Source organism: Trichocoleus sp. AS-A1, from assembly GCF_039962015.1.
GTDB lineage: Bacteria > Cyanobacteriota > Cyanobacteriia > Cyanobacteriales > FACHB-T130 > FACHB-T130.
Genome location: NZ_JAMPKG010000020.1, coordinates 82,596 through 105,524 on the forward strand (window position 1 = coordinate 82,596; position 22,929 = coordinate 105,524).

Annotated in this window: 17 protein-coding genes and 1 pseudogene; 9 read left to right on the top strand and 9 right to left on the bottom strand. The window is 49.0% G+C overall.

Going from position 1 to position 22,929, the window contains the following annotated elements:
* The first annotated feature begins 179 nt into the window (after positions 1-179).
* The 7 genes from yidD (at position 180) to NC994_RS16630 (ending at position 8,526) form a co-directional block, all read left to right on the top strand.
* Positions 180-656, top strand: coding sequence for a membrane protein insertion efficiency factor YidD (yidD, locus tag NC994_RS16600; protein ID WP_190437572.1), 477 nt, complete (start codon positions 180-182; stop codon positions 654-656).
* Positions 657-937: 281 nt separating this feature from the next.
* Complete coding sequence (locus NC994_RS16605) at positions 938-1,954, top strand: TOBE-like domain-containing protein (RefSeq protein WP_190412956.1); 1,017 nt, start codon at positions 938-940, stop codon at positions 1,952-1,954.
* An 85-nt stretch (positions 1,955-2,039) separates the two neighbouring features.
* The gene (locus NC994_RS16610) at positions 2,040-3,689 is read left to right on the top strand and encodes an ABC transporter substrate-binding protein (protein ID WP_190437575.1); all 1,650 of its coding nucleotides are present in this window, start codon (positions 2,040-2,042) and stop codon (positions 3,687-3,689) included.
* A 150-nt stretch (positions 3,690-3,839) separates the two neighbouring features.
* On the top strand, positions 3,840-4,865 hold the full coding sequence (locus NC994_RS16615) for an ABC transporter permease (RefSeq protein WP_190437579.1): 1,026 nt from the start codon (positions 3,840-3,842) through the stop codon (positions 4,863-4,865).
* A gap of 77 nt (positions 4,866-4,942) precedes the next feature.
* A complete protein-coding gene (locus NC994_RS16620) occupies positions 4,943-5,089 on the top strand; it encodes a hypothetical protein (protein WP_190437582.1) in 147 nt (48 codons plus the stop codon).
* A 185-nt stretch (positions 5,090-5,274) separates the two neighbouring features.
* Entirely contained in the window at positions 5,275-7,590 is a 2,316-nt protein-coding gene (locus NC994_RS16625; protein WP_190437584.1) for a hypothetical protein, read from the top strand.
* Between the two features lie 207 nt (positions 7,591-7,797).
* Positions 7,798-8,526, top strand: coding sequence for a response regulator transcription factor (locus NC994_RS16630; RefSeq protein ID WP_190411733.1), 729 nt, complete (start codon positions 7,798-7,800; stop codon positions 8,524-8,526).
* 167 nt (positions 8,527-8,693) lie between these two features.
* Here the strand turns inward: NC994_RS16630 and NC994_RS16635 are convergent, their stop codons facing one another.
* Positions 8,694-11,165, bottom strand: a complete 2,472-nt coding sequence (locus NC994_RS16635; RefSeq protein WP_242030331.1) for a PAS domain-containing protein — start codon at positions 11,163-11,165, stop codon at positions 8,694-8,696.
* 230 nt (positions 11,166-11,395) lie between these two features.
* A pseudogene (locus NC994_RS16640) lies at positions 11,396-11,701 on the bottom strand (glycosyltransferase).
* 51 nt (positions 11,702-11,752) lie between these two features.
* Between NC994_RS16640 and NC994_RS16645 the strand changes: the two are divergent.
* Positions 11,753-11,980: a hypothetical protein gene (locus NC994_RS16645; RefSeq protein WP_190429662.1), complete on the top strand. Its 228-nt coding sequence runs from the start codon at positions 11,753-11,755 to the stop codon at positions 11,978-11,980.
* 145 nt (positions 11,981-12,125) lie between these two features.
* On the opposite strand, the gene lpxB is transcribed toward NC994_RS16645, so the two are convergent.
* The 6 genes from lpxB to purC all read right to left on the bottom strand — a co-directional run bounded on the left by lpxB (position 12,126) and on the right by purC (position 19,320).
* Positions 12,126-13,280 (bottom strand): lipid-A-disaccharide synthase, encoded by a 1,155-nt coding sequence (gene lpxB, locus NC994_RS16650; protein ID WP_190437587.1) that lies wholly within the window; start codon positions 13,278-13,280, stop codon positions 12,126-12,128.
* A gap of 123 nt (positions 13,281-13,403) precedes the next feature.
* Complete coding sequence (lpxA, locus tag NC994_RS16655) at positions 13,404-14,210, bottom strand: acyl-ACP--UDP-N-acetylglucosamine O-acyltransferase (protein ID WP_190437589.1); 807 nt, start codon at positions 14,208-14,210, stop codon at positions 13,404-13,406.
* 252 nt (positions 14,211-14,462) lie between these two features.
* On the bottom strand, positions 14,463-14,999 hold the full coding sequence (gene fabZ / locus NC994_RS16660; protein WP_190411736.1) for a 3-hydroxyacyl-ACP dehydratase FabZ: 537 nt from the start codon (positions 14,997-14,999) through the stop codon (positions 14,463-14,465).
* 66 nt (positions 15,000-15,065) lie between these two features.
* A complete protein-coding gene (gene lpxC, locus NC994_RS16665) occupies positions 15,066-15,914 on the bottom strand; it encodes a UDP-3-O-acyl-N-acetylglucosamine deacetylase (protein ID WP_190437594.1) in 849 nt (282 codons plus the stop codon).
* Positions 15,915-15,993: 79 nt separating this feature from the next.
* On the bottom strand, positions 15,994-18,489 hold the full coding sequence (locus NC994_RS16670; RefSeq protein WP_190437596.1) for a BamA/TamA family outer membrane protein: 2,496 nt from the start codon (positions 18,487-18,489) through the stop codon (positions 15,994-15,996).
* 90 nt (positions 18,490-18,579) lie between these two features.
* Positions 18,580-19,320, bottom strand: a complete 741-nt coding sequence (gene purC, locus NC994_RS16675) for a phosphoribosylaminoimidazolesuccinocarboxamide synthase (RefSeq protein ID WP_190437600.1) — start codon at positions 19,318-19,320, stop codon at positions 18,580-18,582.
* Positions 19,321-19,721: 401 nt separating this feature from the next.
* On the opposite strand from purC, the gene NC994_RS16680 reads away from it, so the two are divergent.
* On the top strand, positions 19,722-19,985 hold the full coding sequence (locus NC994_RS16680) for a hypothetical protein (RefSeq protein ID WP_190437603.1): 264 nt from the start codon (positions 19,722-19,724) through the stop codon (positions 19,983-19,985).
* Between the two features lie 56 nt (positions 19,986-20,041).
* Here the strand turns inward: NC994_RS16680 and NC994_RS16685 are convergent, their stop codons facing one another.
* Positions 20,042-22,738: a GAF domain-containing protein gene (locus tag NC994_RS16685; RefSeq protein ID WP_190427233.1), complete on the bottom strand. Its 2,697-nt coding sequence runs from the start codon at positions 22,736-22,738 to the stop codon at positions 20,042-20,044.
* Positions 22,739-22,929: the final 191 nt, after the last annotated feature.

Consider the following 22,929-nt stretch of genomic DNA (forward strand, 5'->3'; position numbering starts at 1 on the left):
ATTCTCCCGATTCTCTTACGGCTACAAGGTGAGATGGTATCACGGACTTTTCGGTTGTCCCAGCAGGATCGTGCAGGTTGTGACTGAATTGCAACAGAGCTTAACACATTGAAAACTAAATCGCGGTTCCTGGGGTTGTAGCTACTCCCAATCACTCCAGAGATTTTTGCTCCAACTCTATGAATGCTCCTTCCCTCGATTCTGCAATTCGGCAAATCGCGATCGCTTCTATCGGCGGCTATCAGAGGCACATTTCACCCCGCAAAGGGTTTTCTTGCGCTCATCGATTGCTTTACAAGGGGGAATCTTGCTCGCAGTACGCCAAGCGCATGATTGCACAACAGGGTTTGGTAGCGGCGATCGCCACGGTGCGCCAACGATTCCGAGCTTGTAAAATCGCAAACCAAATTTTGCAAGCCAGGTATAGCAGTCAAGCTGATAGCGATCGCTCCAAGCGCGAACGCAGAAATAGAAACTGGGGCTGCAACTGTGATGATTATGGTGCTGTAGATTGTGTCTCAGGTGTCTCAGAGCTGAGCTGTGAAGCGCTAGATTGTTTCTCTGAAATGGATTTTGCTTCCTTAGATTGTGGAGTCGCAGATTGTGGCTCTGGGATAGATTGTGGAGTCGCAGATTGCGGGAGTTGCGGAGAATAAAACATTCATCCTTCTTTTTGTTACCCCCCGACTTCAACTTAATTTAAGAATGCTGTGGGGGAGAGCAGGCAAAATCTAACTGTTCTCATTTTGCCTGCCAGTTTTGTTGACCCCCAGGTTTCTAGCAAATGTCAATTAATGCAAATAGATTTTAGGTATGGTATATATGTACGTTAATCTCATCGATAAACCGGAGATTTGTCTATCCTGAACTTTGATGGGTCAATGAAAACCCAGATTAGGATAGCTAAAAAAATATTCTTGTCTAGGGGTCGAAAGTAGTGGGCATTGTTGTTGAAAACGTCTCTAAAGAGTTCGGCAGTTTTAAAGCCGTTGACGAAGTCAACTTAGAAATTCAATCAGGCTCCTTGGTCGCGCTTTTAGGACCTTCTGGTTCTGGTAAATCTACACTGCTGCGACTGATCGCCGGTCTGGAAATGCCAGATAGCGGGAAAATCTGGTTGACTGGTCAAGATGCTACTCATCAGAGCGTTCAAGACCGCAACATCGGGTTTGTATTCCAACACTATGCTCTATTTAAACACCTCACCGTCCGCAAAAATATTGCCTTTGGCTTAGAGATTCAAAAAACTCCCAAAGGCAAAGTAAAGGCGCGGGTAGAAGAATTGCTGGAGTTAGTGCAACTAAGCGGACTAGGCGATCGCTACCCTTCCCAACTCTCCGGCGGTCAGCGACAACGAGTTGCCTTAGCCAGAGCGCTAGCAGTTCAACCCCAAGTATTGCTGCTAGATGAACCCTTTGGAGCCTTAGACGCCAAAGTGCGTAAGGATTTGCGGGCTTGGTTGCGACGCCTGCACGATGAAGTCCACGTCACTACCGTGTTCGTCACCCACGACCAAGAAGAAGCGATGGAAGTTTCCGATGAAATTGTAGTGATGAACAAAGGCAGAGTCGAACAAATCGGCACACCCGCTCAGATTTACGATCGCCCAACGACACCGTTTGTCATGAGTTTCATTGGCCCGGTGAATGTGTTGCCCAGCACTTCCCGCATTTTCGAGGCAAACGGGTTTGATTCGACCCAAGCTGAGATATTCCTGCGTCCCCATGATGTCGTCGTAGAGACGAATCCCAACGGCAGCTCCGTACCCGCACGAGTGAACCGCTTGATTCATCTCGGCTGGGAAATTCAGGCAGAATTAATCTTAGACGATGGTCAGGTCGTCATGGCTCATATCACGCGAGAGCGGTTCGATGAGTTAAATTTGGAGCCGCAACAGCGAGTATTCGTCAAACCAAAGGATGCGAAATCTTTCCCGCTGTATTTTTCGATCTAGCACTTCAGGCGTCAACACTCAGCTTTCAGCTTAATCGGCTTTAATTAGATATCTAAGTCGATTTGAAAGAGCGCATAGTTAAGTTATGAAGTGGGGACGCCTGTCTATTCATCGGTGGCGGTTCATCGGACAATTCTTTTGTCTATTCTGTCTTTGTTGTTTTTTAGCCATCAGCTGTGGGAAGCGACCGGCGTCTGATTCTGCGACTTCTCCTAGTCCTGGTGGTGCCAATTCCGGTCGGATTACCATCGGCACCACCCAGAAGCCACGGACGATGGACCCGGCAGATAATTACGAGCTAGCAGCCGTCTACTTGCTCTATAACCTGAGCGATCGCCTGTATACCTACGAATTGGGAAGCACCCAACTCAAGCCGCAACTGGCGACGGCAATGCCGAAAGTGAGTCCAGACGGGTTAACTTACACCATTCCTGTGCGCCAGGGCGTCGTCTTCCATGATGGCACTCCTTTTAACGCCAAAGCGATGGAATTTTCCCTGCAACGCTTTATCGAAAATAAAGGAAAGCCGTCATTTCTTCTCGGCGATGCGGTGGACTCAGTGAAGGCAACTGGCGACTATGAGTTAACGATTAAGCTGAAAAAGCCGTTTGCTGCTTTTCCCGCCCTGCTGGCCTTTTCCGGTGCCGCTGCGGTTTCACCGAAAGCTTATGAAATTGGCGCTGGAAAGTTCAAGCCAAACACATTTGTGGGTACTGGCCCTTACAAGTTGGCTCAGTTTAGCAGTGAGTCGCAGCGATTGGATGTTTTTGACCAATACTGGGGCGAGAAACCAGTAAATAAAGGAATTGACGTGCAAGTGCTGAGTAATTCAGCCAACTTGTTTAACGCATTTCGCACGGGAGGCGTGGATGTCGCCTACCTATCCCTCGATCCCGACCAAATTGCCAGCTTGAAAGATGGGGCGACCAAAGGGAGCTGGCAAGCGATCGAGTCTCAGGGGAGTGCTGCTAGCTTTCTGGTGCTGAACACCAAGAGTAAGCCGCTAGATAACCCAGTCGTGCGCGGTGCGATCGCATCCATCGTCAACCGACCTTTGGTGAATGAGCGATCGCTCAAAAATCAAGCTGAACCTCTCTACAGCATGGTGCCCACTACCTTTGATGTCTACAAGCCAGTATTTAAAGACCAATACGGGGACGGCAATACCGAAAAAGCAAAACAACTGTTGCAGCAAGCGGGATACTCTCCTACCAATCCCTTGAAGCTGCAAATTTGGTATCCCTCGACTTCACCGACTCGCCGACTCGCTGCCAGTACCCTCAAAGCAGTGGCAGATCAACAACTAGGAGGAACGCTGCAATTTGAAGTCAATACTGTAGACTCCGCCACCTTCTTTAAAAGCGTCTCCCAAGGTCTTTATCAGACCGTCTTACTGGATTGGTATCCAGACTTTCTCGACCCTGACAACTATGTTCAGCCATTTCTGGAGTGTCCGAAAGGATCGGCGGCAAACGGCTGTGAAGACGGCGCAAGCCAGAATCAGGGTTCCTTTTATTACAGCGATCGCATGAACCAGCTGATTGCCCAAGAACGAAAAGAGCAAAACCCCGAAGCCCGCAAGAAGATTTTTGCGGATATTCAAGACCTACTGGCGAAAGACGTACCTTACGTTCCACTCTGGCAAAGTAAAGACTTCGCCTTTACCCAAAAAGGTGTCAGCGGTCTCCGCATCAACCCCACCCAGGATTTCGCCTTCTGGACAATTAAAAAGTAGCGATCGCTTAGTTTTACAATTCCCTTTTAAACGCAGAGGAACACAAAGGGAAGCGCTTTCGTTACGCAGAGGTTTAACTCTGCGTAACGAAAGCGGCGCGACAGCGCTACCTTTGCGTAAACCTCTGCGAACCTTTGCGTTAAAACAGTAATGTCACGCTCCAAAGCCCTACAGTCTTACATCTTCGTCCGCCTTCTCCTAGCACCCTTGATGCTATGGATCATCATCACCCTAGTGTTTTTGCTCCTCCGTGCCACCCCAGGCGACCCGGTGGATGCGGTTTTAGGCGGTCGCGCCCCAGAAAGCGTCAAAGAGCAATATCGTCAACAGTTGGGGCTATCAGATCCCTTACCGTTGCAATATATTCGCTATTTGGGTTCCCTACTTAGCTTGAACTTGGGGACTTCGCTGACCAGTCAGGGTCAAGATGTTTGGGGTGAGATTCAGAAATACTTTCCCGCGACAGTAGAATTAGCAGTATTTAGTATGGCGATCGCTTTCCTAGTCGGCGTCGGCGTTGGCATCCTTTCCGCCACCCGCCCTGGCACGGCTTTAGACGCGAGCGGTCGTTTGTTTGGCATCATCACCTACTCGCTCCCGATATTCTGGGTAGGGATGATTCTACAGTTGATTTTCTCCGTTCAGCTAGGCTGGTTTCCCCTAGGATCGCGCTTTCCCCTAACTACAGCACCACCACCGATCATCACGGGTCTTTACACGATTGATAGTCTCCTGAGCGGTAACTTGGAGCATTTTTTCACCGCACTGCATTATCTCGCCCTCCCCAGCTTGACCCTCGGAGTCCTCCTCAGCGGTATTTTCGAGCGGATTGTACGGGTAAACCTGAAGCAAACGCTTAAAGCGGATTATGTAGAAGCTGCTAGAGCCAGAGGTATTCCAGAATCGCGGATTCTCTTTGCCCACGCCCTGAAAAATGCCATGATTCCAGTCATTACCGTCCTGGGGCTGACTTTAGCCGCATTGCTTGGCGGCGCAGTTTTAACAGAAGTTACCTTCTCTTGGCCTGGTTTAGGAAATCGGCTTTATGAAGCCATTTCTTTACGAGATTACCCTACGGTGCAGGGAATCATGGTATTTTTTGCGTCGATTGTTGTAGTTGCTAGCATTTTGATTGATATTATCAATGCTTACATCGACCCTCGAATTCGTTACTAAAACCGGCAACTAAGACAAAAAAATGGCTAAATTAATCGGTTTTGGTTGATAGGGGGAAATTAATTCAGCCATCTTGATTGGCTGCTGCCCTTGTTGCCAAAAGCGGAACTTTATGGTGCTTCGGCTGCGGTATTGAGCGAGCGACAACCTTCACCTGTTGCAACGATTCGGTGAAGTATGGTGACGCAGAAGTGATGGAAGTGGTTGAAAACCCGGTTCTTTAAGAAACCGGGTTTCTGATATGCAGCCTCATTTTAGGTTGATTAACGGACAGTAACGGTGTTTGAGAAGGTGGGAACTCCGCGATCGCACTGAGAGCCAAATGCCAGTTAATGAGATATCCAGCAAATTTCCCGATGAAGTAGGGAAAGGAAGCAGCCAATAATCTATTTAGATTTCCGGCTGCATAATGCGTAGAATTCGGCTGCTTGCTTTAGCTACCATCAGCTTTGTTGCGACTCTAGTAGGCTCCTTGTTTGACCCGGTAACATTCCTGCACCGCCTTCTCGCAATAGCGCTCAGCACCGTTTTTACCCTGAATATGGGTATTAGCAGTACCCATACCGATACCTCCTCTGTTGCCGTTGCTGCTCATCCGCCCGCCATTCAATCTGCATTCAACAATAAGCTGAATCAATTTGCTTCTGAGTCGCAACAACCGCAAATCCTAGCAAGCCAACCCAGCCCTTTTGAGAGGACCGCCCCGACAAATTACTGTGGTTCTGGCACCATCACCAAACCTACCAGGGGAATCGATACAGACACGAGAGTGTATTCCGTTTTCTATGACTTCAGCCGAGGTCAAGAGTCAGTGAATTCTGCCGCTTGTGGTCGGGAATATTGGATTCCAGTCGAGCAAAGCAATCCTTACTACGGACTTGTATTTGTTTATTGGGTGGATGGATACAAAAATCGTGTTTCTTCTACTCGTTATGTGGAAACGAACAACGGGAAACTCATTGTTTGGGATGGTAATCCAGTCAATCCTCTACTGAGAAGAATCCTGACGCGGCAAGATGGAAACCAAGCCCTTTCTCATGCGATCGCGCGGATTCTGAATTGGAGGCAGCTAAGGCGCATTCAGACTGCCTCTATCCCCCAAACCCTTATAAATAACCAGAAACAAGCTTCTACAGCAGCCCAAACCGCCTTTACTTCTGCTTCCCCAAACCCTCAAACCAGCAAAACAGCAGCTCAAAACTATTGTGGCTCTGGGATGCTAACTCAACCCGGTAAAGGAGTTGATAAGGATGGTCGCCTTTACTATGTTTTCCATCACTTCAATCGAGTTCCAGAGAAAGTGAATCCTGCCGCCTGCGGTCGGGAGTATTGGATTCCAGTTGAACGCAGCAATCCTAACTACGGTCTTGTATTTGCTTATTTGGTGGATGGTCAAAAAAATCGCGTTTCTTCAATCCGTTATGTGGAAACCCGCAAACGGCAGCTGATCGTTTGGAATGGGAATGCAAACTCTCAACTCCGGAGAACCACGAGGCAGCGAAACGGAACCCAAGTGATTTTTCAAAATTGGTTCCGGATGGTTCTGAGTCAGAAAAAGCTGATGGGTCAAGGTCAGACCATCTATACTCCTCCGAAAACTGCTCAGACACCCGCAACTCCTCCCCCAACACCTCAACCCGTACCCAACACTCCCCAACCCAATAATTCATTGCTAATTGGTTTTGGTGGCGACACTAGCAACGTGGAAGAAACTTGGATGCACAGCCTTGACGTTGCCAAAGAAGTCGGTTTACCCAAACCGAAAGCTGCATCGCTTGGGGTGGAGGTGGGATGGCAACCCATTTGGTTTGGTTGTGTGGCTGGTCAGAAAACTTGCGCGACGACAGACCGAATGTTTAAAGAAGGGGTTGTCCCCGTCTTTATCGTTAACTTGATTACCCACGATGTCCAAAGTAAAAAAACTTGGGCTGAAATTGAAGCCAGAAAGAGTTGGTACTTCTCGGAGTTAGATCGCCTCGCGAAAGATGTACTCTCTAAGACCCAAGGGACGGTATATGTATCGCTGGAACCGGAGCATAATCTGGTAGGAACGCTCCGCGATCCCGTCAATGCCAATTATGGGTGGGATGCCAGTATTCCGCAGAAATTCGGGCAGTTAATGGCTGAAGCTGCCCAAAGATTACGTACCTCAGCGAATTCGGTTCCGGGACTGAATTTGAAAGTGGGTTTGGCTTTCGGTGACTTCAATGCCTCCCCCACGGGTCTGCAAAACTATTTACCTGATTTGAAGGCGGCTGCACCGGGAGTCGATTTCTTTGGGTTTCAAGTAACCCAAGGCCCCTGGCGGAATGACGGAAACGGATGCCAACGCTTAACCCCCGATCAAGCGAAGCTTTATGATATGCCCGACCGAGTAATTGCGATCGCTCAATTCATCCAAACCCAACTGCAAAAGCCGTCTCTGATCGATTACTTTTTCCTGATGGCTGATGCTGGCACCGATTGGGATGAGGGAGGCGCGAAAGTTTACCAGGAATTACAACAGCGCTCCTTAGAACTGCAAAACGCTGGATTGATTGGCTTGTTGCACTTTACCCTCATTGATACGCCACAATCTGCTCCAAACTCGTACTGGTGTGACGGTGAGAAAAATCGGGGTATTATCAAGCCCGCAGCCCAACTTTCTAATTTCAGTTACAAGCGCCCTCTTCAGCTAAAAAAGATGGGCAAGGCACTGGGAGATTGGATTGACGCTCAAAGCTAAACGAGTGCATTTCGCCCAGTCACGATCCTTTGTGGTGGGGCAGATAGAATGCTCTGCGTGTTTGTGCGATCGCCAACTCTCTTGATAATCCAAGGTTTTCTTTAGAAAGAATTTAGAATCCTTGCGTATAATCTGTACAGGAATCTTTGGATTCCGATAAAGGTTCTTATAGAAACTTTAAAATACTGTAGCAATAATTTAGTAGTGATGCCCCGGATACTCGTCATCGACGACGACGCTGCGATCGCAGAATTAGTTACCATCAATCTGGAAATGGCTGGATACGATGTCAGCCAAGCACCAGATGGCATTAAAGGTCAGGCACTGGCTTTGCAACTGCAACCAGACCTCATTATGCTTGACCTAATGCTGCCCAATGTGGACGGTTTCACCGTCTGCCAGCGGTTGCGGCGGGATGAACGCACTGCCGATATTCCGGTGTTAATGTTGACAGCACTGGGTCAGACTCAAGATAAGGTAGAAGGCTTTAATGCCGGAGCCGATGATTACCTGACCAAGCCGTTTGAACTCGAAGAAATGCTGGCACGGGTCAGAGCCTTGCTGCGACGAACAGACCGTATTCCCCAAGCCGCCAAACACTCGGAAATTTTGCACTATGGCTCTTTAACCTTAGTCCCAGAACGCTTTGAGGCTATTTGGTTCAATCAGACAGTGAAGTTAACGCATCTGGAGTTTGAATTACTGCACTGCTTACTCCAGCGTCATGGTCAAACCGTTTCTCCTAGTGAAATCCTGCGGGAAGTTTGGGGCTACGATCCCGACGATGACATTGAAACGATTCGGGTGCATATTCGGCACTTGAGAACGAAGCTAGAACCCGATCCCCGCCACCCGCGCTATATTAAGACCGTCTATGGTGCGGGCTACTGTCTGGAGTTGCCGACTGAAGAGCAAGTTAGCACAGACGCAAGCTGATTGATTGTTGATTTGCCTGTGTTGTGTTCATCAAGATGTGTTCATCAACAGCCCTTTCTTCCTAGGTGGGGAAGGTCTGCTTGAAGAAAATGGAACGGTTCTAAGCTTCCCGGAGAAAGCAAAAAAACCGACCTTGGCAAGCAGGGAGTGCCAAGCATAAGGGAGTGTTAAGCCACCCGATGGGACTGTATAGATAGAGGAATTGGGCAATGCGCCCCTAAAAGAGATTCCTCTTCTACCTTCTGGATCGGAATTTCGATAATAAACTCTGTTCCCTTTCCCGGTGTTGACACGCACTCGAGTTGACCCCCGTGACGTTCAACCACAACTTGGTAGCTAATGGACAAGCCCAAGCCAGTCCCTTTTCCCACGGCTTTCGTCGTAAAGAAGGGGTCAAAAATTTGTTTCTGAATTGCTTCGGGAATACCAGGGCCATTATCCGCAATCCTGATGACAACAGAGGCAGGATTGGGACTTAGGGATGTAGGGCTTTGCCCTTCTCGAAGGGTGGGATGAGGATTGGCATTGAATTCATCCTTTATCCTGATTCCTTCATCCTTCAAAGAGGTGCGAATGGTAATCTGGCTGGGGTTGGCTTTGAGATCCTCCGGCGTCAGCGATGCTCCTCCTGCGGAGACTTGCTGGGCATTGTATTCTTCTAAAGCATCAATTGCATTACTGAGGAGATTCATAAACACTTGGTTGAGTTGCCCAGCGTAACAATCTACTTTGGGCAAATCGCCGTATTCTTTAATAATCTGAATTTTGGGATGGGAGCTGTCTTCTTTCAACCGATGCTGCAAAATCAACAGCGTGTTATCTATGCCCTCATGAATATCAACCGCCTTCTTCTGGGATTCATCCAGGCGGGAGAAATTCCGCAGCGACAAGACCAAATCGCGGATGCGGTCGGCTCCCATTTTCATGGAAGTCAGTAGTTTGGGAAAATCTTCCACCAAGAAATCTAAATCGATATCCTGATTTGCAACTTGAATTTCGGTAGGGGGTTTGGGAAAGTGCTTTTGATAGAGATTTAACAGGTTCAGCAGGTCATGAGCATACTGATTCGCATGGTCGAGATTGCCGTAGATGAAGGAGACTGGATTATTAATTTCATGGGCAACACCTGCAACCAACTGCCCTAAACTGGACATCTTTTCGCTCTGAATTAGCTGAGATTGGGTTTGTCCCAATTCTCCCAAAGTTCGTTTTAGTTGGGTTGTTTGTTCTTTTAGCTGCGCTTCTGATTTCAGCCAAGCGATTTCTGCCTGTTTGCGTTCGACCAGTTCGGCGTTTAGCTGTTGGAAGAGAACGGATTGCTTAATTGCGATCGCTAGCTGCACGCTCAGCTGTTTGAGTAATTCTACTTCTGATTCTTGCCATTTTCGGGGTTCCCGACAGTGATGGGCAATCAGCAACCCCCATAAATTTTCCCCTTGCAGAATCGGAACTACCAAGTTAGCTCTCACCTGAAACTGGGCAAGTAAATCAATATGGCATTGTTGGATACCCGCAGTATAGATATTGTCAATCGCTCGAACCCGACCTTGCTGGTATGGCGAGACGTAGCTTTTCCCAAAGCAAGGATCTTGGATGCTGGTTCCTAAAATAGGCGTCCAATCCTCACCGACCGACTCTACAACCACAACTCCGTTCCGATCTGGATCGAAGCGGTAAATGAGTACCCGGTCAGTAGAGAGAAAATGGCGCACTTCTGCCACAGTTGTATTGAGAACTTCTTCTAAATCTAGAGACTGACGGATGCGCTTAGCGATCGCTCCGACCAGCCGTTCTCTCAAAAATTGCTGTCGCGACGCTTCCTCTGCTTGCTTGCGTTCGGTAATATCCATCACCGTTCCCATCATCCGCACGCACTTCCCCGTATTGTCGCGCACAACGGCACCCCGTGACGCCACCCAGCCAATTCCATCAGGACGAATGACGCGATACTCCATCTTTAAGTCTTTCCCGACTTCTACGATGCTCGCAATCTCAAGTCCCACGCGGTAGCAATCTTCAGGATGAATGCATTGGAGATAAGCCTCGTAGGTGCCAGTAAAGGAACCAGGAGCCAGACCAAAAATCCCTTCCACCTCTTCAGACCAAGTCACCCGATTGGTTCCCAGATCCCAGTCCCAAACCCCCATACTTGCCGCACCCAGAGCCAGCCGCAGCCGCGTTTCCCCTTCGCACTGCGCCTCTTGGGCGGCTTTACGCTCGGTAATATCCGTCTGGACGCCAATAAATTGCGTCACCCGACCCTCGTCGTCATACACCGGCGAAATACTCAGGTCATTCCAGAAAGGCGTCCCATCTTTGCGATAGTTCTTGAGAACAACCTGGCATTCTTTCCCCGTCCGCACGGCTTGACGAATTTGCTCAATTGCGGCTGGATCTGTATCATTTCCTTGCAAAAATCGGCAGTTTCGTCCCAAAACTTCGGCGGTCGAATACCCGGTTATTTTTTCAAAGGCAGGATTGCAATAGATAATTGGATTATTTGGCAGACTGGCGTCGCTAATGACGATGCCACAGCTGGTTGCTGCCATCGCTCGGTCATACAGCCTTAGTGTCCCCGTGTCCCCTTGGTGCCCCGTGAGGTCTTGGAACTCCCCACATCTAGCTTGCTGGCTTGCCATCAGAATTTAAGAACCGAACGTTAACAGCCTTTCTTCAAGATAAATCAATATTAAAAATAACTTAAATATTCCCGAAGATAGATCCCCCGCTTTTCTATCATAAATAAAGCATTTTTGCCAAGATAATCTCTAAAATTAAGCCTCATCAAAACAAAGCAAAATCGGGAATTTCCCAGAATCGAGAAATTGCCACAAAAGCCTAGCAGTCGGTAAAAAATTTACAGCCAGTATTAATTTTTAAAGGAAGAATACAAAGTGATTCGCTCCAAGACGTAGCCTTCCAATTTAGAGGCTCGATGGGCTGCCGTATGTTGTGCCAAAGCGCGAGTCCAAGCGCGATCGCCGATTGCAATTCTCTCAGCTTCCGGAGTTTCTTGAAGATCCTGTAAAGTATCGGCAGGCGACTCGGCAATCAGAATTTCTTTACCCATTTCAAAAATTGTTTCCAACCCCTACCAATAATCACTAATCATTGGAGTTCCACATGCAGATGCTTCAAATAAACGCACGCTGGGAGAATAACCCGCTTGAACCATATCAGTCCGTGTAATATTAAGAGTGAACAGTTGGAAAGGGTAAAACTAGCGGTGTCGAGCAGGTGGCAAATGCTCGATTTGCTCAACATTTTTGGGCAAGTTAATATTATTCGGATATTGTGGCCCTGCCACCACAAAGCGACCTTCTTGCTACTGATGAGCTGGAAGCAACAGATTGTCCAGGCTAGGCTGTCAGTCGCCCCGTGTAAGTTTCCCTATCGTCAAGATGCCAAAATTGAGGAAACTGTTCCTGATATCGCAATCCTAAATGATTTGTGAAGGCGAGCTCCCCGACTTCTTACGGAAGTCGGGATCTGAACCCCTGGAATCTCACAAGAAGTGCTATAGAACCTTACAAATTGATGAAATTCGGGTTTTAGGAAGGAATGATGTCAGTAGTTAAAGGAAGTTTTAATAAAAATTTTCAAAGCATTTGAAAGATTTCTTTGGCAGCGCGATCGCAAACTCCCACTTCTCCCAATGAGGAGCGCATTTCTTGATAATCTGCAACAGTTTGCTGGCGGCGTTCGGGATTGAGTAAGAGTTCTAAAGCCTCTTGGACAATGTTTTCTGGCGTAGCTTGCTCTTGCAGCAATTCTGGCACAATCGACCGCATCAGTACCAAATTTGCTGGCGACATGAAGGAGATAGAGAATTTTAGAAGATTCCGGGCAATCCAATAGGTAAAGCGACTAACGCGGTAGAGAACCACCTGCGGCACGTTTAAAAGAGCAAGTTCTAGATTTACAGTCCCCGACTTAGCGATCGCTAAATCGGCAGCCGCCAGAACTTCCTGACTTTTACCAGCAACCAGAGTCGCATTTAAACCATAACGTCCAATCGCCTCTTCAATTTGGAGCCGATAAGCTTCTAGAGACAAAGGAATCCAGAAATGAACTTGAGGCAGTTTGTTTTGGATTGTTTTAGCAGCCTCAAACATAACTGGCATGAGATACTTGAGTTCTTGAGGACGGGAGGCAGGGAGAAGCGCGATCGCAATTTGTTCTGACTCTATCTCTAAGATTCTTCGCGCCGCTTCTCGGCTGGGAGCCTTTTGCATCCGATCCACCAAGGGATGCCCCACCCAGGCAGCCGATGCCCCCCGTTTTTGGAAATATTGTGCTTCCTCTGGGAAAATCGCCAACACTTGGTCGCTAATCTCGATGATTCGAGTGGTGTCGCGCTTAAAGGGCGACCAAACCCATACCTGCGGCGTGATGTAGTACGCGACTGGCACCTGCGGCATCTGTCGCTGAAGATAAGTGCCGACGCCAATATTTGGACCCAAGTAGTCAATTAACACCACCAGATCGGGCGGATTCTCTCGAAGGTACTGTTTAGCTCGACGCTGGACTTGTAAGGTCGGTAACACATAAGGGAGAGATTCAAAAAGCCCCACCGAACCAATCCCGCTGGTATTGCTCAAGAGAGTCGCACCCGCTGCCGCCATGCGATCGCCCCCCAAGGCAACAATTTCTAATTCCAAGCCAGTTGCCTGTGCTTGTCGATAAAGTGCCTCAATCAGTAGCGCCCCTTGCAGATCCCCTGAAACTTCGCCAGTGCTGATAAATATACGCATTAGTTTGGTAATGGGTAATGGGTAATCGAGTTTTGAGTTTTGAGTTGAGTTTTGAATGAAACAAATTACTTTGAACTCAAAACTCAGACGCGGTTTAGGGCGTCTCTACAACTTTTTTCCCAATTACTCTGCATCCTTGTGGTTCGTTCTTTTCCCTGGAATCGGACCGCGTCGCCCTGACGCTTGAGAAAGTTGCAGGAACCGGCGCAGGTGTTGCAAGTATTCGTTATCTGGGAGCAGATCCAGTTGTTCTAGGGATTGATTCAGGGGTAATCCAGAACGATAGAGAATCCGAAAAGCTTTTTTGAGAATTCCCAACTCAGCGGCAGATAAACCAGCGCGTTTGAGTCCCACCAAGTTGAGACTGCGTACCCGCGATGGATTTCCCTCTACGAGCAGATAAGGAGGCACATCGCGGTCAATGCGACTCATCCCACCCACCATCGCGCCTCGCCCGATGTGGACAAATTGATGAATCCCTAGGACGCCACCAATCACCGCCCGCGAATCAATCTGGACGTGCCCAGCGAGCGACACCGCATTGGAAATAATCACTTTATCTGCGATCGCGCAATTATGAGCAACGTGGACATAAGCCATCAACAAGTTGCCATTGCCAATTACCGTCGCTTCACCCTCGCCAGTTGCCCGGTTAATTGTGACATACTCTCGAATTCGATTGCCATCACCAATTTTTACCCAGGTTTTAGCCCCGTCATACTTGAGGTCTTGGGGTTCTAAGCCAATTGCTGCCCCCGGAAAAATGTGATTTTGTGCACCAATTTCCGTTGGTCCCTCGATTACAACATGAGCGCCAATCGTGGTTTCAGCACCAATTTTTACTTGTTCTCCAATCACCGCATAAGGCCCAACTTGCACGCTGGGGTGTAGTTGAGCGTCAGGGTGAATTATCGCGGTGGGATGAATCATATACAGGACTGTTAGCGCTCTTCGGCGCGATCGCGCGGACTGTTAGCGAAGCACGGACTGAGTAAACAAAAGTGACAAGTCACAAATCAAAACTGAGGAATGAGGAATAAAGTTAGCGTTAGGAGTTATGAGTCAGAATTTAACCATCAGCTTCTTCAACTAATGTGCCATCAAACTTCTTTTCTCAAACCTGTTTTTTAGCCTGCGAATAGAGTAGGGCTAAGCAAACACTCCTCAGTCCTCATGACTGTTTTAGTCAACGATGGAAAACATCAGTTCGCCTTCTGTAGCCAATTGACCATCGACTTCGGCACGGGCGTGCATCTTTCCAAAACGACGCCGTTTGACACACAGCAGTTCCACGGTCATGACTAGCTGATCTCCCGGTACTACGGGGCGACGGAAGCGGACTTTATCAATGCCAGCAAACATAAATAAGCCGCTTTCAATATCTGGGAGTTGGGTCAATACAATCCCGCCCACTTGAGCCATTGCTTCCACAATTAATACCCCAGGCATAATCGGACGACCGGGGAAATGCCCTTGAAAATGGGGTTCATTAAAGGTGACATTTTTGATGCCCACAGCCCTTTCTCCGGGCACGTACTCGATAATCCGATCCACCAATGCAAAAGGATACCGATGGGGCAGCAATTTTTGAATGTCTTCGATCGTCAGGATGGTTTTGGCAGCAGACTGGCTGTTTTGTGCTGTTTCTTCCCCGACATTCTTGGCTTGGGGCGTCGCAGTCTCAGCATCGGGTGTATTGACTTCAATCAGTGTGGACATGGGCTGTATGACAGGGATTAGAGGCTAGGGGCTAGAGTTGCGATCGCGCAGCCACTTTACACAGGCTCACTCAGGGCGACTCGCAACTTCTTGGAGTAACTGCTGGGTGAGTTGAATATGCAGGTGATGGCTGGCTTTGTAGGCGAGGATATGAGCTTGCGGGAAATATCCCAGTAAACTTAAATCTCCTACTAAATCTAAAAGTTTATGACGCACTGGCTCATTTGAAAATCTTAAGGGAGGATTAAGCCATTCTTGTGAATCGCAAACCAGGGCATTTTCTAAACTTCCGCCTTTGATTAAACCTGCGGCTTGTAACTGCTCAATTTGGTGCGCCAGACCAAACGTGCGGGCGGGTGCGATCGCGTCTGCAAAATTTTCTTGCCTCGGCGTCCAGCTGTGCCACTGGTTGCCAATCGCTGCTGAGTCGAAGTCAATTCCGTAGGAAAAGCGCAACTCCGGTGCAGGTAGGGCGGCGACAAAGGCATCGCCTTGATAGACCCATACAGGTTTTTCCAGCTTAAAAGTTGAATCGGGAATTAATTCATCGTTCTCGACCACGCCCGCTTGCGCGATCGCTTCCGCCCAAATCAGCGCTGAACCATCCAGCAGGGGCACTTCCGGGCCATCAATCTCAATTCGAGCGTTATCGACACCGCTGCCTGCTAAAGCGGCTAGCAGGTGTTCCACAGTCCGAACCCGCGCTTCTCCACTGCTAGCAAGTTCGGTGGAGAGGGTTGTCTGACTGACTGCTTCCACCCGCGCTGGAATCACGGGTGCCCCAGCCAGGTCAACTCTGACAAAGTAACGTCCCTCTCCAGCCGCCGCTGGTAGCACTCGGACATGGGTAGGGACGCCGCTATGTAGACCGACGCCAGATTGTTCAAAAGATCCTTTTAGCGTGTGTTGTTTCATAATTAAAAATTAAAAATTAAAAACTAAAAATTGAAGAAATTCTCCTAATTTTTAATTTTTAATTTTACATTTTTAATTTTTAGAATCTCTCCCCAATTCCAAAGTGGAGGCGGCTGTCCCCTTCGTTATTAAAACCATAGTCGATACGAATCGGGCCGAGGGGAGATTGCACGCGGACGCCAAGACCATAACCAAAGCCGCTTCCGGGCTTACCCCGCACCCCAGCCGGATCTCCGGGCACGGTGCTACCAGTCCCGAAATCGGTTGCGGCATCGACAAACAAAGCACCACCCACAATCGAGAAAATCGGGAAGCGATACTCTGCGGTCGCTTGGATAAAGCTGCGACCGCTGCCGACATCTCCTTCCTCAAAACCCCGCACCGAGTTACTACCGCCTAGAGAGAAAGCTTCATAGGGAGGTAAATCGCCGAGGACGGTTCCGGCTTGAACGTTGAAGGCGAGCGCTTGTGGCCCTGGGGAGAAGTTCGTATATCTGACAGGAAGATAGTAGCTATAGCTACCGCGCAGACGGTTAAACAGAATCCCTCCCACACCTACGGGGAGAGACTGTTCAACGCCTAGGCGCAGTAGAGATCCAGAGGTCGGAATTACGGCGCTGTTCCGGCGATCGCGCACAACCCCAAATTGCAGGGTCAACAAGTCGTCTTTCCCTTCCCCACTAAAGCTCAGGTCGTTGCCTAGCTCATCCTTCGGGCTAATGTCGCCGTCGGAATTTCGGATCGAAACCCGTTGATACTGCAAGCCCAGACTCGCTCTCCATTCCGGATCTGCAAAAACATCTCGGGAAAGCGGACGGGTAAAGGTGACGCCACCCCCCAATCGCAGGACGCGGGGTCTGTCTCCATCGGGTAATTCCACCTCTGTGTCACCGCCATCAAAAATCAGCGAAATGGATCGGCGTCTGAACCCATTGACGGTGTAGGAAGTCCGGTAAGGATCGCCAGCAATCCAGGGATCTGTAAAGTTGACATCAAATAGCAGTTCTCGCTGACCGACCTGCAACTCTGCCCCCAGCTTCTGGTTATTGCCCCCCAGATTTTGCTCTTGATAGCTAATGGTGCCGAATAATCCACTGGCGGAACTAATCCCAGCACCCGCCGCCACTGAGCCGGTGTTCTTCTCAATCACGTCCACGACCACCACTACTTTGCGCGGATCTTGCCCCGGTCTGAATGAGAGTCGCACATCTTCAAAGATACCTAAGCGAAAGACTCGGCGCAGATCCCTTTCGGCTTTCGTCCGGTTAAAGACTTCTCCAGAATTCAGTTCAATTTCTCGCGTGATGATGAAATCGCGGGTGCGACCCCGGATGGGTTGACCTTCATCATTTGCGGGTTGTCCGTCTTTGTCGAGAAAGCGGACTTCAATATCCTCAATCAGTCCTTCTGCTACCTCTAGACGTACCGTGCCATCCTCAGCAATCTGGGGTGCGGCAACTACTTGTGCCAAGTCATAGCCGTTTTCTTTGTACCACTGGTTTATTTTTTTAATGCCTTCTTGCAGTTCGCGGATGTTGAGGGTGCGACCATACTGAGGCGCGAAGGCGTCATCGATTACCTTTTGGGGGAGTGCCCGCTGATTTTGGTCGGCAGGGACGGGGACAACGACCACCTGACGTAAAACTGGGTTAGGTTCTACTACAAAGACGACACGGACACCCAGCGGGGTATCCTGTGGCTCTACTCTGGCGTTGCTGAAAAAACCTGTGGCGTAGATGGCATTCACATCTTCCTGTAACTGGCTCCGGGTCGCCGTTTGTCCGGGTCGGGTGCGAATTGCCTCATAAACTTCGTTTTCGAGATCCCCTTCTACGCCAGTAACAACGACTTCACCCACTAGCACTCTGGCTTCTGGCTGGTCAGTAGGCGCAGGTTGTACCGTTTCAGGCGTTGTCGCGGGTTGTCCACCTTCAGGGGTTGGTACAGGTTGTTCGCGTGGCTCTGGCAACTCAAGATTCGGCTCACCAGTCGTCCCTGGCGTGAGATCGAATTCAATGGTATCCGGCGTTTCTTGTTGCGGTGTTGATTCTTCGCCGGTGCGCGGAACCACTGGCTCTGTTTCCGGCGTGGGAGAGGATGGAGATTGGGTTGTGGGAGTTTGGCTGAGTACGGATGAGGGGGATTTTGCCCCTACAGGCTCTTTTGTTGTTGGAACGCTCATGGTGTTAACCACCACGTTATTGGCGGGTGGCGGTTCCCGACGACTGCTACTGGCGACCTCTACGCGCTCCGGTTTAACTGGGACGTTAACTGGGGCGGGTGCGGTGGTGGAGCGTGTAACAATCTCCGTGAGGCTGGACGACGGTCTAAGCGCCCTCCCAGGCGGTGTCGTCTCTGGGGCACTCACAGCATTGACGACTACGTTATTGGTTGGTTGAGATTCTGGGCGATCGCGTCCTGCGTCAGCCTGGGTCTGCTCAATATAATCGCCATACCAAGCTGTTCTCTCTGAGGTATCCGACGAAGAATTTGTCGTTTGCCCTCTGGCAGGAAATGCTACACAGCAGGCAGATGAGGCAGCCAAAATCGTCAATAAAAAGGGAGATAAGCGCATTCTTTTTCTCGTTTTCGACACTTCCACACACCTTGAAAATAGAGACAAAAGTAAAAAAGCAAAAAGTCAAAGAAAGAATTTTTTTTGCTTTTACTTTTTACGATTTACCTGTTCAAGAACTCTTTTTAGAACTTGCTGGTAGGCGTCTTCCACCTGCCCCAAATCCCGACGGAACCGATCTTTATCCAGCACTCGCCGGTCGGGATCGTCTTCAGACTCATCCCAAAGACGGCAGGTATCGGGGCTGATTTCGTCTCCCAGTCGTATCTCGCCATGCCGGTCAACGCCAAACTCCAACTTGAAATCCACTAGGGTAATCCGGCATTGGTGAAAAAAGTCTCTGAGGATTTCGTTAATCCGCAAGGCGCTACTTTGTAATTGGTCAAGCTGTTCTGGTGTCGCTAATTTCAATAACAACAAGCGATCGCGTGTTAACAAGGGATCTCCGAGATCGTCATTTTTAAAATAAAATTCCACCAGCGGATCGGGCAGGACAGTACCTACGGGCAACCCTGTTTGTTGACACAGACTTCCCGCAGCAATGTTCCTGACCACCACTTCTAGGGGCAGAATCTTTAACGCTTGGACGCGCATTTGGTTGGGTGCCGGACAGTCAATGAAGTGGGTCGGGATGCCCGATGCTTCCAAAACCTGGAACAAATAAGCGGCAATGGTGCAGTTAATTTCACCTTTGCCGATAATCTGACCGCGCTTTTTGGCATTAAAGGCGGTAGCGTCGTCTTTGAAGTGAGCCAGCAGAATGTCCGGATCGTCCGTGGTATAGAGAATCTTGGCTTTGCCTTCGTAAAGGTTGGTTGATTGGGCGGACATGGAGAGTCGTTATTTGTATTAATGGATCGTCGGCAGCAGCACAGAAGATTTTAATGCCTTAGGAGCCGAATGGCGTCAACATCTGGGCATCTGCGAGTAACTGGCATAATCTTTGATTAAGATAAGGTTAAATTTTGATTAATTTGTAATTAAAATAAGCGCAGCCCTTTGTGCAAAGATCACAATAGTGGTCAAGACTCGAACAAAACACCCGGTAAAGCCTGATTCCAACAGCGGGCGATCGCAAGAAAGTTCTACCGACTCCAAGGTGGATCGGGCAACGGTCGGAATATCTCCCTGTTTCTGTTGCTAGCTTTTCCAGCTTGGGCAAAAAACAGGATTAACGATAGGTTCGTTTCTCACACCAGTAGGTTGAGTAGTTTATCCCAAGGAGGTAATCTATGGCAGACCGCTCTGATTTTCTGTATCCTCGTAGTCGTTACTACGGTCAAGTCAAGCCAGAAAACCTGGTTTTTAACGCAAATTTGCAGGAATTTGCTCAACGGGTGAATTTCATCTGCAACCTGGAAACTGGGGGGAAAATTTCATCCTCCGAAGCCTACGAACAAATTAAGAGTCTCTGGAAGCAGTTGAAAAAAACCAAAAAGCAACTCGCCATCGGTGAGAACCCTTTCCAGAGTGGAGATGATAATCCGGAAAGGTGAGGTGCAAAAGGGCAGCGTCTAGAGAATTTACACCAATTCGCGAATAGCGATTAACCTCATTTGCTGGTCATCGTGTGGACTCCGTCCCAGGCATCTGAAGGCGGTTGCCGAAGGTAGTTCTTACACCGTTCCAAGTGGACGGTGACTGCCTGATCGGTGGGTCGTAGGCTGTAGGCGTCCTCAAAGTAGGCGATCGCTTTCTGGAAGCTTCTTCCCGTGTAGGCTGTACGCCCCAGATGATAGAGATCGAGAAACTTCTTCGTGGAGTCGTCGAGATGCTGTCGATGGTCGCCGATCAACTCGTAAATACTAACGGCGGTATTTTTGCCCTTGACGCGGATTTTGTCTAACTCTCGCACCAAGATGCGATCGCGGCACAAGTTGTAGGTAAACTCGCTCAAGATAATATCGCAGCCGTACTCCTTGGTGACGCTTTCCAGGCGAGAACTCAAGTTCACCCCATCCCCAATCACCGTGTAGTCCATCCGTTTGTGGGAACCAATGTTGCCGGAAACGACTTCTCCAGAACTTAGTCCAATGCCAATATGAATTTGCGGCTGGTTTCCAAATAAACGGCGACGGTTAAACTCTGCCAACCGGCGGCGCATATCCAACGCCGACTGAACCGCCATCCAAGCATGATTTTCTGCCAAAGGCAGGGGCGCACCAAACACCGCCATCAAGGCATCGCCGATGAATTTATCTAAGGTGCCTTCGTGGTTAAAGACTGCCTCTACCATCGTTTCAAAATACTGATTCAGCAGCGAAACCACTTCCGAAGCCCCTAAATTTTCCGTCAGAGTGGTGTAGCCCCGGATGTCAGAAAATAAAATTGTCACCTCCTTGCGTTCGCTCATCATCAGCGCTTTATCGCCCAGTGCCATGACTTGCTCTGCCACTCTAGGCGTCATGTAGCGATACAAGGTAGATTTCATCCGTTTTTCGTGGCTGATGTCTTCCAAGACCACCAAGCCTCCTCTGACGCCTCCTTCCGGGTTGGTAAGGGGATTAACGGTGAGATTCATACTCCGTTCAATTTCCTGGACTTGATCGGCACTCAAAATCTGATGACAACTGTGAGTGGCGACAGTGCCAGGACTGCATGATTCATTCCAGGGAATGAAGATGTTTGGATTGATGCGATCGCGAATTGCCAGAATATGGACTCCAGTGGGTTCTCCCTCCGAGTGAGTCGCTTCCGAATTGAGAACTTCTGCTACCTGCTGACACTGGGCGCATTGTGCCTGCACGGACAATTCTGGCATTGCTCCTACGGCTGCTACTGACGGCTGGTGGTTCTTCTCTACATACAATCCCACTGTCAGGGTTTGCTCCGGCACATATTGCTTGGCACCCGTCTTCAGACTATCCTGGAGGCGAAACTGGAGATGTTCGATGGGCACCACATCCCAAACGAAACGACCGATTAGTTTCTGCTCCCACAGATGCTTGTTGTTTTTACCCGTGGTTTCCCGAATTGGGCACCCTAACAACTCCAGTGCAGCTTCGTTAATCGTGACAATCCGTCCCTGCATGTCTGTAGAGATGACTGCATCTGAGAGACTTTGCAGGATATCTTTTTGATACTGCTTTTCCAACAACACATTCTCGAAGAGTTTGGCATTTTCCAGCGCAATTCCCGCCTGGATATTAAATGCCTGCATAAACTCTTCATCTGAACTCGTGAAGCTGCCGGGTTGCTTGTTAATTAACTGCGTAACGCCGATTAATTCCATTGATGAATTAAATACCGGCATACACAGGATATTGCGTGTCAAATAACCCGTCCGTTGGTCGGCGCTGGGATCGAAACGCGGATCTTTATAAGCATCCGGGATATTTAGCGGCTGACGAGTGGAGGCAACATAACCGGCAATTCCTTTGTTAGAAGGAATGCGAATCGGGATGATCTCCGTGCCATCTTTGTTGGCAACTTTCGTCCAGAGTTCTCCCGTTTCTTTGCTCAGCATAAATAGGGTGCTGCGATCCGCCTGCATCAGATCCCGCGCTTGCTCCATCACAAAGCGCAGAGTTGCTTCCAAGTCAAGACTTTGACCGAGATAGGTGGTTGCCCGCAACAGTGCCTCTGCCCCCCGCTGCTTGCGTGCCGCCATATAAAACGATTGGCAGCTTTCTAGGATAATGCCGATAGAGGCAGCAAAGTCGCGGAATCCCTGCTCATCCTCCTCGGTAAACGGCCCATCCCCAGCTTTATTTAATAGCTGAACGACCGCAACAATCTGGTTTTTGCTGCTATAAATCGGCATACAAAGCAGACTGCGGGTTCGGTAGCCCGGTCGCTCGTCAACTTCTTTGTTAAAGAGTGGGTGAGAGTAAGGGTCTGGAAGATTCAAAGATTCGCCGGTGCTGGCGACGTGACCGGCAACGCCAATATTAATGGGAATCCGGATTTGTTTGGTGGCTCTCCCAGTCTCCGTATCGGGAATTTTTGACCAAAGTTGATTTTTTTCTTCGTCTACTAAAAAAATAGTGGTGAGGTCTGCTTGCAGAATCTGACCCATTTTGAGGGTAAAGGCGTCCATGACCTGCTCCAGCATGGTTTCCAGCGCTTCGTTGTTGATCATGTCGATCGCCCGCAGAAACTGCTGGAACTCAGCGGTAATAAAGTCGAGTAAGCAGATAAATTCGCCGAATGACAGGTCTTTGACGCGCGAGGTCAGGGCGCTAGTACGATTGAGTTGCGTAAGCTGAGTTAACGTAGCCAGAACGCTGCCGGTATTAGAGAGTGTCATGGGGAGAAGCATTTGCAAGCTGTGGTTTTAGCTGTTAGCTGTTATTAGTATGCGATTCACACTTTTTTTTAGATTCAATTTAGTCAAAATACCCGTAAAAGCCTAAAATCGCGATTAATTCTGTAAAAACTAGCCGAAAAACGCAAATTTTCGCATCTTTACGGGGAAAAGCGTTGTTCAATCTGGGTTTG

Excerpts from the sequence above, each read along its gene's own strand:
- lpxC (WP_190437594.1), bottom strand. The coding sequence starts at position 15,914 with ATGAAACAACACACGCTAAAAGGATCTTTTGAACAATCTGGCGTCGGT.
- fabZ (WP_190411736.1), bottom strand. The coding sequence starts at position 14,999 with ATGTCCACACTGATTGAAGTCAATACACCCGATGCTGAGACTGCGACG.
- NC994_RS16680 (WP_190437603.1), top strand. The coding sequence starts at position 19,722 with ATGGCAGACCGCTCTGATTTTCTGTATCCTCGTAGTCGTTACTACGGT.
- lpxB (WP_190437587.1), bottom strand. The coding sequence starts at position 13,280 with ATGCGTATATTTATCAGCACTGGCGAAGTTTCAGGGGATCTGCAAGGG.
- yidD (WP_190437572.1), top strand. The coding sequence starts at position 180 with ATGAATGCTCCTTCCCTCGATTCTGCAATTCGGCAAATCGCGATCGCT.
- NC994_RS16625 (WP_190437584.1), top strand. The coding sequence starts at position 5,275 with ATGCGTAGAATTCGGCTGCTTGCTTTAGCTACCATCAGCTTTGTTGCG.
- NC994_RS16670 (WP_190437596.1), bottom strand. The coding sequence starts at position 18,489 with ATGCGCTTATCTCCCTTTTTATTGACGATTTTGGCTGCCTCATCTGCC.
- purC (WP_190437600.1), bottom strand. The coding sequence starts at position 19,320 with ATGTCCGCCCAATCAACCAACCTTTACGAAGGCAAAGCCAAGATTCTC.
- NC994_RS16630 (WP_190411733.1), top strand. The coding sequence starts at position 7,798 with ATGCCCCGGATACTCGTCATCGACGACGACGCTGCGATCGCAGAATTA.
- NC994_RS16615 (WP_190437579.1), top strand. The coding sequence starts at position 3,840 with ATGTCACGCTCCAAAGCCCTACAGTCTTACATCTTCGTCCGCCTTCTC.
- NC994_RS16635 (WP_242030331.1), bottom strand. The coding sequence starts at position 11,165 with ATGGCAAGCCAGCAAGCTAGATGTGGGGAGTTCCAAGACCTCACGGGG.
- NC994_RS16610 (WP_190437575.1), top strand. The coding sequence starts at position 2,040 with ATGAAGTGGGGACGCCTGTCTATTCATCGGTGGCGGTTCATCGGACAA.
- NC994_RS16685 (WP_190427233.1), bottom strand. The coding sequence starts at position 22,738 with ATGACACTCTCTAATACCGGCAGCGTTCTGGCTACGTTAACTCAGCTT.
- lpxA (WP_190437589.1), bottom strand. The coding sequence starts at position 14,210 with ATGATTCATCCCACCGCGATAATTCACCCTGACGCTCAACTACACCCC.